This window comes from Thermomonas sp. (assembly GCF_025993755.1).
Lineage (GTDB): Bacteria > Pseudomonadota > Gammaproteobacteria > Xanthomonadales > Xanthomonadaceae > Thermomonas.
Genome location: NZ_JAMQHN010000076.1, coordinates 1 through 15,969 on the forward strand (window position 1 = coordinate 1; position 15,969 = coordinate 15,969).

The 15,969-nt window shown below is 67.5% G+C and carries 15 protein-coding genes; 10 read left to right on the top strand and 5 right to left on the bottom strand.

Annotated features, from left to right (window positions below; all coding sequences use genetic code 11):
• From Q0X16_RS05145 to Q0X16_RS05160, 4 genes are all read left to right on the top strand, one after another.
• On the top strand, nt 1–1,646 hold a 1,646-nt coding region (locus Q0X16_RS05145; RefSeq protein ID WP_297831469.1), incomplete at its 5' end, for a primosomal protein N'.
• A 189-nt stretch (nt 1,647–1,835) separates the two neighbouring features.
• Entirely contained in the window at nt 1,836–3,209 is a 1,374-nt protein-coding gene (yjjJ, locus tag Q0X16_RS05150) for a type II toxin-antitoxin system HipA family toxin YjjJ (protein WP_297831471.1), read from the top strand.
• Between the two features lie 54 nt (nt 3,210–3,263).
• Nucleotides 3,264–4,220, top strand: coding sequence for a transaldolase (tal, locus tag Q0X16_RS05155; RefSeq protein ID WP_345780278.1), 957 nt, complete (start codon nt 3,264–3,266; stop codon nt 4,218–4,220).
• A gap of 92 nt (nt 4,221–4,312) precedes the next feature.
• Complete coding sequence (locus Q0X16_RS05160) at nt 4,313–4,924, top strand: trimeric intracellular cation channel family protein (RefSeq protein ID WP_297831507.1); 612 nt, start codon at nt 4,313–4,315, stop codon at nt 4,922–4,924.
• Between the two features lie 10 nt (nt 4,925–4,934).
• Here the strand turns inward: Q0X16_RS05160 and rpoH are convergent, their stop codons facing one another.
• The 3 genes from rpoH to Q0X16_RS05175 form a co-directional block, all read right to left on the bottom strand.
• Nucleotides 4,935–5,816: an RNA polymerase sigma factor RpoH gene (gene rpoH, locus Q0X16_RS05165; RefSeq protein WP_297831476.1), complete on the bottom strand. Its 882-nt coding sequence runs from the start codon at nt 5,814–5,816 to the stop codon at nt 4,935–4,937.
• 96 nt (nt 5,817–5,912) lie between these two features.
• A complete protein-coding gene (gene ung / locus Q0X16_RS05170) occupies nt 5,913–6,641 on the bottom strand; it encodes a uracil-DNA glycosylase (protein WP_297831479.1) in 729 nt (242 codons plus the stop codon).
• A 14-nt stretch (nt 6,642–6,655) separates the two neighbouring features.
• Nucleotides 6,656–6,844, bottom strand: coding sequence for a hypothetical protein (locus Q0X16_RS05175; protein WP_297831481.1), 189 nt, complete (start codon nt 6,842–6,844; stop codon nt 6,656–6,658).
• Between the two features lie 155 nt (nt 6,845–6,999).
• Between Q0X16_RS05175 and Q0X16_RS05180 the strand changes: the two genes are divergently transcribed.
• Nucleotides 7,000–7,878, top strand: a complete 879-nt coding sequence (locus tag Q0X16_RS05180; protein ID WP_297831484.1) for an energy transducer TonB — start codon at nt 7,000–7,002, stop codon at nt 7,876–7,878.
• Nucleotides 7,879–7,930: 52 nt separating this feature from the next.
• Here the strand turns inward: Q0X16_RS05180 and rho are convergent, their stop codons facing one another.
• On the bottom strand, nt 7,931–9,631 hold the full coding sequence (gene rho, locus Q0X16_RS05185) for a transcription termination factor Rho (RefSeq protein ID WP_297831487.1): 1,701 nt from the start codon (nt 9,629–9,631) through the stop codon (nt 7,931–7,933).
• A 249-nt stretch (nt 9,632–9,880) separates the two neighbouring features.
• A complete protein-coding gene (trxA, locus tag Q0X16_RS05190; protein WP_297831489.1) occupies nt 9,881–10,210 on the bottom strand; it encodes a thioredoxin in 330 nt (109 codons plus the stop codon).
• A 217-nt stretch (nt 10,211–10,427) separates the two neighbouring features.
• On the opposite strand from trxA, the gene rhlB reads away from it, so the two are divergent.
• The 5 genes from rhlB to Q0X16_RS05215 all read left to right on the top strand — a co-directional run bounded on the left by rhlB (nt 10,428) and on the right by Q0X16_RS05215 (nt 15,950).
• Nucleotides 10,428–12,116 (top strand): ATP-dependent RNA helicase RhlB, encoded by a 1,689-nt coding sequence (rhlB, locus tag Q0X16_RS05195; protein ID WP_297831492.1) that lies wholly within the window; start codon nt 10,428–10,430, stop codon nt 12,114–12,116.
• A gap of 176 nt (nt 12,117–12,292) precedes the next feature.
• On the top strand, nt 12,293–12,523 hold the full coding sequence (locus tag Q0X16_RS05200) for a hypothetical protein (protein ID WP_297831495.1): 231 nt from the start codon (nt 12,293–12,295) through the stop codon (nt 12,521–12,523).
• Nucleotides 12,524–12,745: 222 nt separating this feature from the next.
• Entirely contained in the window at nt 12,746–13,423 is a 678-nt protein-coding gene (locus Q0X16_RS05205; RefSeq protein WP_297831498.1) for a response regulator transcription factor, read from the top strand.
• Between the two features lie 7 nt (nt 13,424–13,430).
• Nucleotides 13,431–14,795 (top strand): HAMP domain-containing sensor histidine kinase, encoded by a 1,365-nt coding sequence (locus Q0X16_RS05210; protein WP_297831500.1) that lies wholly within the window; start codon nt 13,431–13,433, stop codon nt 14,793–14,795.
• A gap of 225 nt (nt 14,796–15,020) precedes the next feature.
• Nucleotides 15,021–15,950 carry an integrase arm-type DNA-binding domain-containing protein gene (locus Q0X16_RS05215; RefSeq protein ID WP_297831502.1) on the top strand — a complete coding sequence of 310 codons (930 nt, stop codon included), beginning with the start codon at nt 15,021–15,023 and terminating at the stop codon, nt 15,948–15,950.
• Nucleotides 15,951–15,969 lie beyond the last annotated feature (19 nt).

Here is a 15,969-nt window from a genome sequence, read left to right on the forward strand (position 1 = left end):
AACGGAAAAGCGACTCTGACCCCCTTTCCTCCCTTTTTTCACCCAGCCCCGAGCAGCAGGCCGCCATTGACGCCATCCGCGCCGCGCGGGGCTTCGCGCCCTTCCTGCTCGACGGCGTCACCGGCAGCGGCAAGACCGAGGTCTATCTGCAGGCGATCGCCGATTGCCTTGCCCGCGGCAGGCAGGCGCTGGTGCTGGTGCCGGAGATCGGCCTGACGCCGCAGGCGTTGGCACGCTTCCGGGCGCGGCTGGGCGTGCCGGTGCACGCGCTGCATTCCGGGCTGAACGACGGCGAGCGCGCAGCGACGTGGATGGCGGCCAGCCGCGGGCAGGCGCGGGTGGTCGTCGGCACACGCTCGGCGGCATTCGTGCCGCTGCCCGAACCCGGGCTGATCGTGATCGACGAGGAACACGACGGCAGCTACAAGCAGTTCGACGGCATCCGCTACCAGGCGCGCGACTTCGCCATCGTCCGCGCCCGCGCGCTGGGGATACCCGTTGTGCTGGGCAGCGCCACGCCCTCGCTGGAATCGCTGCACAACGCGCGCAGCGGCCGCTACGCGCACCTGCGGCTGCGCCAGCGCGCCGGACAGGCCAGGCCGCCGGCCGTGCGCGTGCTCGACGTGCGCAAGCGCAAGCTCCACGCCGGATTGTCCGAGGAATCGCTGACGGCGATCCGCGCCGCGCTCACCGCCGGCGGGCAGGTGCTGGTGTTCCGGAATCGCCGCGGCTACGCGCCGGTGCTGCTGTGCCACGACTGCGGCTGGAGCGCGCACTGCCCGCGTTGCGGCACGCCGGAGCGGCCCACGGCGATGACCGTGCACGGCCACGGTCGACGCCTGCAATGCCACCACTGCGGCGCCCGCAAGCCGGCGCCGCCGGCCTGCCCCGACTGCGCCGGCCTCGCCCTGCAGCCGCAGGGCAACGGCACCGAGCGCATCGAGGAGGAACTGCGCGCGCGTTTCGACGACGTGCCGGTGCTGCGCATCGACCGCGGCAGCACCGGCCATCGCGATGCGCTGCAACAGCATCTCGACGCGCTGGGCAACCATCCGGGCATCCTGATCGGCACCCAGATGCTGGCCAAGGGCCACGATCTTCCGAACCTGACCCTGGTGGTCGTCGTCGGCATCGACGAAGGCCTGTTCTCGGCCGATTTCCGCAGCGGCGAGAAACTCGCGCAGCTGCTGGTCCAGGTCGCCGGACGGGCCGGCCGCGCCGACCGGCCCGGCACCGTGCTGCTGCAGACCCACCATCCCGAACACCTCCTGCTCACCACGCTGGTGCAGCGCGGCTACCACGGTTTCGCCGAGGACGAGCTGGCGCTGCGCGAGGCCGCCGGCTTTCCGCCGTTCGCGCACCTGGCTCTGCTGCGCGCCGAAGACAGGCACGCCGACCCGCCGCTGCGGTTCCTGCAGCAGGCGAAGGCCGGCCTGGAACCGGCGCAGGACGTGGAGATCCACGGCCCGCTGCCGGCGCCGATGCCGCGCCGCGCCGGCTACGTGCGCTCGCAGCTCCTGCTGTCTTCGCCGCGCCGCGCCGCGCTGCACGCGGCGCTGGCCGCGCTGATGCCGGCGCTGTACGCCCTGCCCGAGGCGCGCCGGCTGCGCTGGTCGCTGGACGTGGACCCGCAGGATTTGTACTGACCGCAAGGGGCGGAATCCCGCCTTCTCCGTGAAGCAGGCCAACGTCCATTGCGCGCGGATCCATCGCCGTAGATTCAATTCAAAATCCATTCGTATATTCTGTTTTGGTTTCATAAAAATGGCTTAATAACAGCAGATAACAAGTCATCCAACCTTGACAATTAATTCATTTATCTATTCAATCCAGCCATGCCAGAAACCCGCCTGCCCCGGCTGGAAGCTCTGCTCCGCCGCAACGGCCCGCAGACCGCTGCGGCCCTGGGCGCATCCCTGGGCGTGAGCCAGCCCACCGTCTCGCGCCTGCTGGCCAGCGCGGGCGAGCGCATCGTGCGGATCGGCAAGGCCCGCGCCAGCCGCTATGCGCTCGGTCGCGAGATCGGCCGGGCCGGCAGTCACTGGCCGCTGTATCGGATCCAGGAGGACGGCCAGCCGGAAGCGCTGGGCGAACTGCGCGCGCTGCACGGCGACGGCTTCCTGTTCGAACCCGCCCGTCCGCTGCCGGCGTTGCTGCACGGCACGTTCCGTGATGGCCTGTTTCCGGGCCTGCCGTGGTTCCTGGACGAGCAGCGCCCGCAGGGGTTTCTGGGACGCGCCTTCGTGCATCGCGTCGCCGCCGATATCGGCGCGCCCGACGACCTGTCGCGTTGGCGTGCGGACGATGTGGTGCTGGCTTTGCTGCGGCATGGCGAGGACGAACCCGGCGACCTGGTGCTGGGCGATTCCGCCCTGCGAAGCGCGCTGCAAGCGATGCTGTCGCCGGACGCGCTGGCACCGTCAGATCGCGCCGCCCTCTACCCGACACTGGCGGAGGAAGCGCTGGCCGGCGAGGACGTGGGCTCTTCCGCCGGCGGCGAGCAACCCAAGTTCACCGCGCTGCTGCATGACGACACCGGCAGCCATGCCGTCATCGTCAAGTTCAGCGAACGCGCCGGAACGCCTGCGGCGCAGCGCTGGGCCGATCTGCTGCGCTGCGAACACCTCGCCGGCAACATCATGCGCGCGCATGGCATCGCCGTCGCCGAAACCGAATTGCTGGAAGCCGATGGCCGCGTGTTCCTGCAATCGCTGCGCTTCGACCGCACGCCCGCCCTCGGGCGGCGCGGACTGGTGTCGCTGGCCGCGCTGGACGCGGCTTACTACGGGCAAGGCCGCATCGACTGGTGGGCGTTCGCGCCGCAGCTGCATCGCGATGGCTGGCTGGACGAACGCGACGCGCACACGCTGGCCGTGCTCGGCTGGTTCGGCGCCCTGATCGGCAACAGCGACATGCATCTGGGCAACGCCAGTCTGGTCTTGACCGATACCCGCCCGCTGGCGCTCGCGCCGAGCTACGACATGCTGCCGATGGAGTTGCGTCCGGCCTCGACGGGTGAAGTGGTGGCACGCCGCATCGAGGTTCCCGCACCGCTGCCGGCGCAGCGCCATGCGTGGAGCGCGGCCGCGCCGATGGCGCGTGATTTCTGGCGCTGCGTCGCCGCTGCGCCGGAAGTGTCTTCCGGCTTCCGCGACATTGCCGGCGAGCGGCTGCTGGCATTGGAAGCGGCGGCGGTCCGTTTCATGTAGATGCCGAGCTTGCTCGACATCGCCGCGAATCGGCGAGAATTCCCCCATCGCAACGTGAGCACGCCTTCCGTGACTTCCCAGCTCGACCGGCTCCGCCAACTTTCGACGATCGTCGCCGACACCGGCGACATCGAGGCCATCGCCCGCTTCGCGCCGATGGATGCCACCACCAATCCCTCGCTGCTGCTCAAGGCGGCGGGGCTTCCGGCCTATGCGCCGCACCTGCGCGCGGCGCTGGCCAACGCGTGTGGAGAAGACCGGCTGCAGGACGCCTGCGACCGTTTTGCCGTCGCCGTCGGCGGCGAAATCCTCAGGCTCATCCCGGGCCGGGTTTCGACCGAGGTCGATGCGCGCCTGAGTTTCGACACCGACGCCACCGTCGCCAGGGCACGCCGGCTGGCGGCGCTGTACGCCGAATCCGGCATCGGCACCGATCGCCTGCTGATCAAGATCGCCGCCACCTGGGAAGGCATCCGCGCCGCTGCGCTGCTGGAGCGCGAAGGCATCCATTGCAACCTCACCCTGCTGTTTTCGTTCGCGCAGGCGGTGGCCTGCGCCGAGGCCGGGGTCTTCCTGATCTCGCCTTTCGTCGGCCGCATCCTCGACTGGCATCTGGCGACCGGCGGCGAAAAACCCGCGACGCCGCAGGATGATCCCGGCGTCCGATCCGTCACCCGCATCTGGAACCACTACAAGCGCCACGGCTACGCCACCGTGGTCATGGGTGCCAGCTTCCGCAACACCGGGCAGGTGCTGGCGCTGGCCGGCTGCGACCGACTCACCATCGCGCCGGAGTTGCTGGACGCGCTGGCGCAGTCCGATGCGGAGGTGACGCCGGGTCTGGTGGACGATGGTGAGCGCCTTGACCCGCCTCATCCATTGGGCGAACCCGGCTTCCGCTGGCAGCACAACGAGGACGCGATGGCCACCGAGAAGCTGGCCGAAGGCATCCGCAAGTTCACCGTCGACCAGCGCAAGCTCGAAGCGCTGCTGGCCAAGGCGCTGGACTGAAGCGGCGATGGCGGCCCGCCACAAACCCATGTCGATCCGCAAAGCGGATCGCATGATCACGGGGCGTCTCCGTGCACGTTGAGACGCACGTCATGGCCACCCTGCTGCTGGTGTCCGACCTCGTCGGCATCTTCGTGTTCGCCCTCAGTGGCGGCGTTCTGGCGGTGCGCAAGCGGCTGGACCTGTTTGGCGTGCTGGTGCTGGCCTGCGCCACCGCGGTTTCCGGCGGGATCGTGCGCGACGTGCTGATCGGTGCGATCCCGCCGGCCTCGCTGCAGGACTGGCGCTATCTCGCCGTCGCCATGCTGGCGGGTCTGGTGACTTTCCGCTGGTGCGGCCTGATCGAACGCTTGCGTAATCCGGTGCAGTTGTTCGATGCCGCCGGCCTTGCGCTGTTCGCGGTGCTTGGCACCGGCAAGGCGCTCGACTTCGGGTTGTCGCCGTTTGCGGCGACGCTGCTGGGCATGGTCACCGGCATTGGCGGCGGCGTTGCCCGCGACCTGCTGGTGGCGCGCATCCCCGTGGTGCTGCAGGCCGAGCTGTACGCCGTCGCTGCGCTGGCCGGAGGCGGCGCCGTCGCGCTTTCGGATGCGCTCGGCCTGCACAGGGCGCCGGCCATGGCGGCCGGTGCGCTGCTGTGCTTCGGCTTGCGCTTCATGAGCATCCGCCGCGGCTGGCGGCTGCCGGTGGCGCGCCAGGGATGACCGCTGCCGCTTACGCCGCGAACAGCGCCTTCATCTTCTTCAGCGCATTGGCTTCGAGCTGGCGGATGCGTTCGGCGGAAACGCCGTAGTCGTCGGCCAGTTCCTGCAGCGTCACCTTGCTGCCATCGTCCAGCCAGCGGCGGCGGATGATGTCGCGCGAGCGATCGTCGAGACGGGCCAGGCCCTCGCGCAGCACTTCCAGCGCGTCGGCCTCGCCGCTGGCCGCGGCGTATGCGTCGGCCGGATCGGCGTCGTGGGCTTCCAGATAATTCACCGGCGCCGGCGGCGCGTGTTCTTCGTCGGCATCGTCGGGGGCGTCGAAACCGATGTCGCGGCCGGACAGGCGCGATTCCATTTCCAGCACTTCGCGCTCGGACACGTTCAGGTCTTTCGCCACCGCGCTGACCTCGGCGGCATTCATCCAGCCCAGGCGGGTCTTGCTCTTGCGCAGATTGAAGAACAGCTTGCGCTGCGCCTTGGTGGTGGCGACCTTGACGATCCTCCAGTTCTTGATGATGAACTCGTGGATCTCGGCGCGGATCCAGTGCACCGCAAAGCTGACCAGACGCACGCCCACTTCGGGGTCGAAGCGCTTGACCGCCTTCATCAGCCCGATGTTGCCTTCCTGGATCAGGTCGCCCAGCTGCAGGCCGTAGCCGCTGTAGCCGCGGGCGACGTGGACCACGAAGCGCAGGTGCGAGACGATCAATTCCTGGGCGGCGGCGAGATCGCCGTCATCGTGCAGGCGACGGGCCAGGCGCTGTTCTTCCTCGACGCTCAACACCGGGATCTGATGAACCGCGCCGATGTACGCATCCAGCGAACCGGCGGCGGTCGGGATCGGCAGGTTGTTGGCAACCAAGGCGGTCGATGTCATGTGCTTGTTCCCCATGGCTCGATTTTAGCAGTCACAACGTACGACTGCTAATCACGTCGAAAGTTCCCTGCGTTCCATTCATGGAACGACGAAAACTTCCCTAGAGCTTGATTAAATCGGGGCATTCCCGCTCGATTTCAAGTCCGCCATTTCCGGCAGGCTCCAGTCCACGGGCGCCCGCCCATTTCGCACAAGATATTGATTCGTCAATGAAAAATGCCCGCAGCCAAGAAAACCACGGTGGGCCGACAGCGGCGAGGGGTGCGGGGCGCGCAGAATCCGATGCCGGCCGGCGTCGAGCACCGCGCCCTTCTTCTGCGCGTAGCTGCCCCAGAGCAGGAACACGAGATGCTCGTGCTCGCGGTTGAGCACTTCGACCACGTGATCGGTGAACCCCTCCCAGCCCTTGCCCTGGTGGGAGCCGGCCTGCCCGGACTCCACCGTCAGCACGCTGTTGAGCAGCAGCACGCCCTGACGCGCCCAGGGCAGCAGGCAGCCGTGATCGGGGCGAACGAAGCCGGTGTCGCGCGCCAGCTCCTTGTAGATGTTGTCCAGCGAAGGCGGCACCGGAACCCCGGGCCGCACCGAAAAGCACAGCCCGTGCGCCTGTCCGGGACCGTGGTAGGGATCCTGGCCTAGGATCACCACCTTCACCGCGTCAAACGGGGTGGCGGCGAAGGCGGCGAAGATGTCGCGGCCGGGCGGATGGATCGTCGCCCCGGCGGCCTTGCGCTGGCGCAGGAAGGCCGCGAGCTGGCGCATGTCGTCACGCGCGAACCAGCCGCCCACGCGGGCTTTCCAGCTCGGCTCCAGTTGCAGGGTGGCGGGTGCGTCAGTCACGGTCGCCGCAGCGTTCAGATCGAACCGCGCTTTTTCTCGAACAGGAAGTACGCCACGCCCAGCACCGCACCGATCCCCAGCGACACCGGCCAATCCAGCGGGCTGAGCCATTTCAGCAGACCGGCAATCGCCAGCCCGAGCACGACGAACTGCGAATAGCGCCAGCGGCTTTCACGGAAATTCTTGAGTTCCGGTACGGGCATGGGTGAGCGTCCTCGCTGGAGCCGGCAGCTGCACGGCTGGTGGCCGTGCCTTTGATCGAATTATGGCATCGCCGCCCGCCGACAGGCGTGGGGCACTATCCCGTTCAGGGAGGGTGCTACGATTCCGCGTATTTCCATGAAATGAAGAAACGACGATGCGCGAATCGATGAAAAAGGCGCTGCGCGGCCTGCTGGCGGCGGCGGTGCTGGCGGTCTTCACCGTACCAACCACGAACGCCGCAGCCGTGGATCGAACCAAGGTGGAGTCCAGCTTGCGGGTCGGTGGCTTCGTCACCATCGCCCCCGATGGATCGGTTGCCGGTCACGAACTCGATTCGCAGGCGCAACTGTCGCCTGCGCTAACGGCATTCATCGACCGCGCGGTCGCGCATTGGCGGTTCTCGCCGGTGGTGGTCGATGGCCAGGCCGTGCGCGTGCGGGTACCCATGAGCCTGCGGCTGGTGCTTCGCCCGACCCCCGATGGCAATTACGAGGCCCGCATCGCCAGCACTTGGTTCATGTCCGGAAGCGACGGCGCGCAAGCGGACACGAACACGCAAAGAGTGGCACGGCGCATGCAACCGCCGGTTTACCCGACGGAAGCCCTGCGCATGGGTGGGAAGGGTGTCGTTTATCTGAACGTGACATACGGCCCCGACGGCAAGGTGACGCAGGTCTACGCACGGCAGGTCAACCTGCGCGTGCTAGGTACCGAGGCCCAGATGGACCGCATGCGCGACCAGTTTGCAGAAGCGTCGATCCGGGCGGCACGCCGCTGGGTATTCGCCCCACCCACTACGGGAAAAGAAGCCGAAAGGGCCGTGTGGTCGGTCGTTGTGCCGGTGGACTTCCGGCTCTCCGGCGAAGCCGGGCCACGGCCTGGGGAGTGGGAAACCTATGTCCCCGGCCCGATCAGGAATCCTCCTGGCCAGTCGCGAGACCCACTTGCCGAAGGCAGCCCCGACGCACTGCCGGACAGCGGGGTTTATTCAGTCGAGCAGAGCGCAAGGCTGTTGACGCCGCCAGCAGCGTAAACACCGAAACGCCCCGCAGTGCGGGGCGTTTCGTCTTGGCCGCGAAGGAAAGTCAGCGCCGCATCGCGCTGAAGAACTCGTCGTTGGACTTGGTGTTCTTCATCTTGTCGAGCAGGAATTCCATCGCCGCGATTTCGTCCATCGGGTGCAGCAGCTTGCGCAGGATCCAGATCTTCTGCAGCAGGTCGGGCTCGATCAGCAGGTCTTCGCGGCGGGTGCCGGACAGGTTGACGTTGATCGCCGGGTAGACGCGCTTCTCGGTGATGCGGCGGTCCAGGTGCACTTCGCTGTTGCCGGTGCCCTTGAATTCCTCGTAGATCACCTTGTCCATCGCGCTGCCGGTGTCGACCAGCGCGGTGGCGATGATGGTCAGCGAGCCGCCTTCCTCGACGTTGCGCGCGGCGCCGAAGAAGCGCTTCGGGCGGTGCATGGCGTTGGAGTCGACGCCGCCGGTGAGCACCTTGCCGGAGCTGGGCATCACGTTGTTGTAGGCGCGGGCCAGGCGGGTGATGGAGTCGAGCAGGATCACCACGTCCTTCTTGTGTTCGACCAAACGCTTGGCGCGTTCGATCACCATTTCCGCCACCTGCACGTGGCGCGCGGCCGGCTCGTCGAAGGTGGAGGAGATGACCTCGCCGCGCACGGTGCGCTGCATTTCGGTCACTTCCTCCGGGCGCTCGTCGATCAGCAGCACGATCAGGTGCACTTCCGGGTGATTGGTGGTGATCGCGGTGGCGATCTGCTGCATCATCATCGTCTTGCCGGCCTTCGGCGGGCTGACGATCAGGGCGCGCTGGCCCTTGCCCTGCGGGGCCATCAGGTCGAGGATGCGGCCGGTGATGTCTTCGCTCGAACCGTCGCCGCGCTCCAGCTTGAAGCGCTTGCGCGGGAACAGCGGGGTCAGGTTCTCGAACAGGGTCTTGTTCTTCGACGCCTCGGTCGGCTCGCCGTTGATGGTGTCGACCACGTTCAGCGCGAAGTAGCGCTCGCCGTCCTTGGGCCAGCGGATGCGGCCGGAGATGTGGTCGCCGGTACGCAGGTTGAAGCGGCGGATCTGCGACGGGCTGATGTAGGTGTCGTCCGGGCCGGCCAGGTAGCTGGCCTCGGCCGCGCGCAGGAAGCCGAAGCCGTCGGGCAGGATTTCCAGCACGCCGTCGGCCTGCACGCCTTCGCCGTGGCGGGCGAGGATCTTCAGGATCGCGAAGATGATGTCCTGCTTGCGCGCGCGCGCCACGCCGTCGGTGATCTGCAGTTGCTCGGCGATGTCCAGCAGCCTGGGCGCCGGCATCCGCTTCAGGTCGGACAGGGAATAGCTCGGAAAGCCCTCGGGCACCTGCGGGTGCGGGCGCGGGACGAACGGTTCGTTGCCGCCACCGTCGTCGGGGAAGCCCTGCTGCTCGCGCCGCTCGCGCTGGCGTTCGCGGCGATTCTTGAAGCGCTCGCGGCGGCTCGGGCGCTGGTTGCCGTCGCGCGACTGGAAGCCGTTGCCGGCGTCCTGGCCGCCGGCGGAACCGTCGCCCGTGGCGGTATCGCCGGCGGCCGTTTCGGTCGGAGCGCTGCCGTTGGTCGCTTCAGGCGAAGCGGCCTCGACATGCGCGTCCTGGCTGGCCGGCGGCGCTTCAGGCGCGGCCTCGCGGGCCGGCTCGGCGGTGGCTTCGGGTGCCGTTTCGGCAGGGCGCGCCTTGGCGACGCGGGTTTTGCGCACGCGCTTCTCGGCGACTTCGCCGCTGGCGTCGTTGGTGGTATCGGACAAGGGGAAAACCTCGCTTGCGTTGCGAGAAGCCGCGCCGTGCGCGCGGCGTCACTGGAAGTGATTCTTGAAGTGATTCTTCTGAAATTCGCGCCTACGAACGCGGCGCAACCGGCGGGTCGATCCGCGCCGGATGGTCAAAGCTAGCATTGCAGCGCCGCTTCGTGCAAGCGGCTGCGTTCCGGCGTTGGGCGTGCAGACAGTCTGGGCGAGGGCGGCGGAAACCGCCGGAACCCGGCGATGTCCCGGAATTCAGGCCAGCGCCTTGTCCAGCATCTGGGTGAGCTTGGATTCGGGCACCAGGCCAATGCTGGTGTCCTGCACCTCTCCACCCTTGAACAGCAGCAGCATCGGAATGCTGCGCACGTGGTACTTGAGCGCGGTCTGCTGGTTCTGGTCGACATCGACCTTGACCACCTTGGCCTTGCCGGCGTAGCTGTCGGCGATCTTTTCCAGCGCCGGAGCGATCATCCGGCACGGGCCGCACCACGGCGCCCAGAAATCCACCAGCACCGGAACGTCCGCATCGAGGACATGGGTCTGGAAATCGGCATCGGTGGCGTGCTGGATGTTTTCGCTCATGGTGGCTCCGGAAATGAATGGCCCTGGCCGCCAGCGGCGGCGAAGGCGCACAAATGATAGAATCAAAAGGTTCGTCGCAACGATTTGCGGCGTCGTGCCGGGAATATCAAGCCCCGGAAACTTCCCGGCAGTCTGCGCGGCTGCCCCCCATTCATACAAGAAGCGCAGCACTCCGCGACCCAGGTCGAACGGTGCGCGTCCGCCCAAGGCAGCCTACGTGTCCGACAAGCCACTGACAGACATCACTTTTTCTTCCTTCGAACTCGATCCGACCCTGGTCTCGGGGCTCGAAGGCGCCGGCTTCACCCGCTGCACCCCGATCCAGGCCATGGCACTGCCGGTGGCGCTGGCGGGCGGCGACGTGGCCGGCCAGGCCCAGACCGGCACCGGCAAGACCCTGGCCTTCCTGGTGACGGTGATCAACCGCCTGCTCACCCGGCCCGCGCTGGCCGACCGCAAGCCCGAGGATCCGCGCGCGCTGATCCTGGCGCCGACCCGCGAACTGGCGATCCAGATCCACAAGGACGCGATGAAGTTCGCTTTCGATCTCGGCCTGAAGTTCGCACTGGTCTACGGCGGCGTGGATTACGACAAGCAGCGCGAGCAGCTGCAGGCCGGCGCCGACGTCATCATCGCCACTCCCGGTCGGCTGATCAACTACGTCAAGCAGCACAAGGTGGTGTCCCTGCACGCCTGCGAAATCTGCGTGCTGGACGAGGCCGACCGCATGTTCGACCTCGGCTTCATCAAGGACATCCGCTTCCTGCTGCGGCGCATGCCCGAGCGCGGCACCCGCCAGACCTTGCTGTTTTCCGCCACATTGAGCCACCGCGTGCTGGAGTTGGCCTACGAGCACATGAACGAGCCGCAGAAGCTCGTTGTCGAAACCGAGCACGTCACCGCCGACCGCGTGCGGCAGAAGCTCTATTACCCGGCCGACGACGAGAAGCTGCCGCTGCTGCTGGGCCTGCTGTCGCGCAGCGAAGGCGCGCGGACGATGGTGTTCGTCAACACCAAGGTGTTCGTGGAACGGGTCGCGCGCGCGCTGGATCGCGCCGGCTATCGGGTCGGTGTGCTCTCGGGCGACGTGCCGCAGAAGAAGCGCGAGTCGCTGCTGAAGCGCTTTCAGGCCGGGCAGCTGGAAATCCTGGTCGCCACCGACGTGGCCGCGCGCGGCCTGCACATCGACGGCGTGCAGTACGTCTACAACTACGACCTGCCGTTCGACGCCGAGGATTACGTGCACCGGATCGGCCGCACCGCGCGGCTGGGCGCCGAGGGCGACGCGATCAGCTTCGCCTGCGAACGCTACGCCATGAGCCTGCCCGACATCGAGGCCTACATCGAACAGAAGATTCCCTCGGAGCCTGTCACGCAGGAACTGCTGACCGCGCTGCCGCGCCCGACGCGGCCGAAGCCGGCCGAGGCCGAGGGCGACGACGGCGAGAGCATCGGCGAGATTTTCCGGGAAGTGCGCGAGGCGCGCGCGGCCGAGCAGGAAAAGCGCGGCGGTGGTCGCGGCCGCGGCGGGCGCGGCGACGGACAGCGCGATCGCGGTCCTCGCCCACCACGCAAGCCGCGCGCGCACGTCGAAGCCACCGCGTCCGCTGCCGGCAATGGCGCCGTTCCGCCGCCGCCAGCGACCGAGCGCGCCAAGCCGCAGGCCGATGGCCACGACGAGGCCGAGCACAAGCGCAAGCGCCGTCGCCGCCGTCGCGGCAAGCCCGTGGAAAACGGCGCCGATCAGGCCCAGCAGACCGCTGCACCGGCCGCCAAGCCCGGTCCGGTGGTGCCGCAGTACGTGGCGCCGCGTTCCGCTGCGGGAACCGAAAAGGCTTCCTTGCTGACCCGGATCGGACGCGGCTTGAAGTCCCTGGTGCGGCGTCCGCCCAGCCAGCAGCACTGACGTTTCTGCCCTTTCGGCAGCGGACATTCCGCAGCTTTCCGCCGCGCAACGCGCTGCGGAAGATGAAAAACATTTCATGTCCACGACACCGGGGCGAGAGGTGTTCTGGCGCAATCTGTCCCGGCGATGGGGAGATCCCCCACCGTCTCACCCAACCACAGATTGCGAGGAATACCATGAACACCATCCGCCAGACCCTGTTTGCCGCCGCGCTGTCCGCCGTCGCCGGCGTTGCCATGGCCGCCACTCCGGCCACCACGCCGACCGCCCCGGCTGCGCCGGCCACCAGCCAGGCCAAGCCGGCCGCTTCGGCACCGAAGGCGACCCGCCGCGCCCACGCGCGTCACGTCAAGAGCGCGAAGTCCGCGGCAGCGGCTCCGGCCGTCGCGACGCCCGCCGGCAAGTAAGTCCGCTCGACGCGGTTGACGGACGCCTCCTCCCCGGTTCTCCGCGCCGCGCCATGGCCGCTTGAAGCCTACCCCGCAGGGCGATCCTGCGGGGTATGCTTTTTTGTGCGGTCATCGGTTGGTTCGAGCGCCGCGCTTGCGAGGAACCCCGCTTCGAACGCGGGCATGCGTGAATGCCGGTCGCGTGATCCGGCGGCGAACGAGCCATCCTGCGGAGGGTCCATGCGCATTCTGCTGGTCGAAGACGATGCCCAGACCGCCGCATTCATCGCCAAAGGGCTGCGCGAGGACGGACACGCCGTGGACCACGCGCCCGACGGCAAGCAGGGGCTGTTCCTGGCCACCACCGAGCCTTTCGATGCGGTGATCCTCGACCGAATGTTGCCCGGCCTGGACGGCATGGCCCTGCTGCGCACTCTGCGCGGCACCGGCAACCGCACGCCGGTGCTGCTGCTCACCGCCTTGGGCGACGTCGATCATCGCGTCGAAGGCCTGCGCGCCGGGGCCGACGATTACCTCGTGAAACCCTTCGCGTTCGCCGAGCTGAGCGCGCGCATCGACGGCATCGTCCGTCGCGCGCACAGCGACGACGACGGCACGCCCACCCGGCTGCGTTGCGCTGGCCTCGAACTGGACCTGCTGGCGCGCGAGGCGCAGCGTGAAGGCCGCCGGATCGAACTGCAGCCGCGCGAATTCCGCCTGCTGGAATACCTGATGCGGCACGCCGGGCAGGTCGTCACGCGAACCATGCTGATGGAAGCGGTATGGGACTACCACTTCGATCCGCAGACCAATGTCATCGACGTGCACATCAGCCGGCTGCGGCAGAAGATCGACCAGGGCTTCGACCGCCCGCTGCTGCACACCGTGCGCGGTGCCGGCTACCGGCTGTCCGGCTGAGGCACGAATGAAACGCCGGCTGCCTTCCACCAGCGCGCGCCTGGCGCTGGTCGTGATGGGGTTCTTCCTCGCGGCGTTCGTGCTGATCGGCGGCGGCGTGTATTTCGCGGTCTCGACCCTGCTGCTCGACGATGCGCGCGGGCTGGTCCACGCCGACGCCAGCGACCTGATGGACATCCACCGCAGCGGCGGGATGGCGGCGCTGCACGCGGAGCTCGACGACAGGATCAACGACGGCAGCGACGATCCAAACGCGGTCTATGCCCTGGTCGATGGCGACGGAAAACCGCTGGTCGGCCGGCTTCCCGATGCCGGCCGGCCCGAGGGCACGCGCGGGCGGTGGGTCGAATTCAACGAACAGGCCAACGCCGGCGGCGGCAGCTTGCGTGTGATCGCGGTGGAACGTGCCCTGCCGGGCGGCGGCATCCTGCTGGTGGGCCAGGAACTGGCGGCACAGGATCGCCTGCTCGAAATGATGCAGAGGGCGACGCTGCTGGCGCTGCTGGTGGCACTGGGCGCCGGTGCGCTGGTGGGCTGGCTGACATCGCGCTGGGTCGCGCGCCGACTGCGCAATCTCGACGCCACCGCCGGCCGGGTCGCCGCCGGCGAGCTGGGCCTGCGCGCCACGCTCGACCACAGCGGCGATGCCTTCGATCAGGTTGCAAGCCGATTCAACGCCATGCTCGACCGGATCGAGGATCTGCTGGACGGCGTCCGCCATGCCACCGACCATATCGCCCACGACCTGCGCACGCCGCTGACGCGCCTGCACAACCGACTGGAAGGCCTGCATCACGAAGCGGTCGGCGACAGCGTGCGGGCCGGGCTGGGGCGCGCCCTGGCCGAGACCGACCAGTTGCTGCAATCGTTCGGCGCGCTGCTGCGACTGGCCAAGATCGAGGCACAGGCGCCCGACGCACAGGCCCCGGAAATTGCGCTGCGCCCGCTGGTGGAAGACGCGGTGGATCTGTACGCGCCGATCGCGGCGCTGCGCGGCATCCGGATCGAACCGCATCTGGACGCCGCCACCGCCCGCGGCGATCGCGATCAACTGTTCCAGATGCTGGTGAACCTGCTCGACAACGCGCTCAAATACGCCCCGCATGACAGCGTGGTGACGGCAACGCTGGGCGCGTCGAGCGAAACCGTCCTGATCGAAATCGCCGACCGCGGCCCCGGCATCCCCGAAGCCGAGCGGGAGCGCGTATTCGACCGCTTCCAGCGCCTCGAAGCCCACCGCGGCACGCCCGGCGTCGGTCTCGGCCTGAGTTTGGTGCGGGCCATCGTGCGCCACCACGGCGGCCGGATCGAGCTGCTGGACAACGCGCCCGGCCTGCGGGTGCGGGTGGTGCTGCCATCACCATCGGCATGAGGCTGCGCCGACGTCTTGCGCTATCCTGCGCCGTTCGTCCACTGAAGCCGATCCCGCGCGCAAACCGCCATGCTGTTGATGCTCGATAACTAGCATTGGCGTCCGGCAGGATCCGAAGCGATCTGACATCCGTACAAATGTCCTTTAAGGACAATGATTTACGTCCGAGAATGTTTTTCCTTGTCCGTCTGCAGCCAGAGAAAAAGCGGGTATCGTAGGGGGTACTTGATCTCGATACCCGCTTTTATGGCTGTTCGATCATCGGCACGACTCACGGACGCCCGCATTCGCAACGCGAAGAAGGCTGATGCTCCTTACAAGCTCTCCGACGGGGGTGGGCTGTTCGTCGCGATCCAGCCGACAGGAGCCAAATGCTGGCGCTATCGATACCGCATCGGAGGCCGCGAGAATCTCTTCGCCATCGGGGAGTACCCGGCGCTCTCGTTGCAACAAGCGCGTGCTGAGCGCGACAAGGCTCGGGACTTGATCAAGCAAGGCATTCACCCGGCTGCTCAGCGACGAGCGCAGAAGCTGGTTGCCACCAGGCAGGCGGCCGATACCTTCGAGGCAATTGCGAAGGAATGGATCGAGCAGAAGAGGAAGGATTGGTCGAGCTACTACCTTTCCCAGGTTGAGACGGTGCTCTCCGGGGACGTCTACCCGGACATCGGGCGGTTGCCGATCAAGGCGGTCCAGGCAGCCCACCTACTGGCAATCCTCAAGCGAGTCGAGCGACGGGGGGCGCCTACTATCGCCATCCTTATCCGTCAGTGGTCGTCTGCGATCTTCCGTTACGCAGTGGTGACATTGCGAGCGGATCAAGATCCGGCCGCAGCCCTCAAGGGCGCGGTGTCGAAGCCAAAGACCAAACACAAGCGAGCGCTTGCTCAGAGCGAGTTGCCCGACCTTCTGGCCAAGGTGGAGGAGGCTCGGAGTACTCCGCCAATCAAAATCGCGCTCCAGCTCCTCCTGTTGACGTTCGTGCGCCCAAAGGAGTTGCGTGACGCAGCATGGTCCGAGTTCGACTTGGACAAGGCCGTCTGGGAGGTTCCTGACGAGCGAATGAAGAAGGGGACGCGGCACATTGTTGATTTCCATCTAAAACTGAGCCGGGTTTTCCATCGAAAATTGAGCCACCCGCTGGGTGCAGTCTAGGTCACTTGCGTCGGTTGGC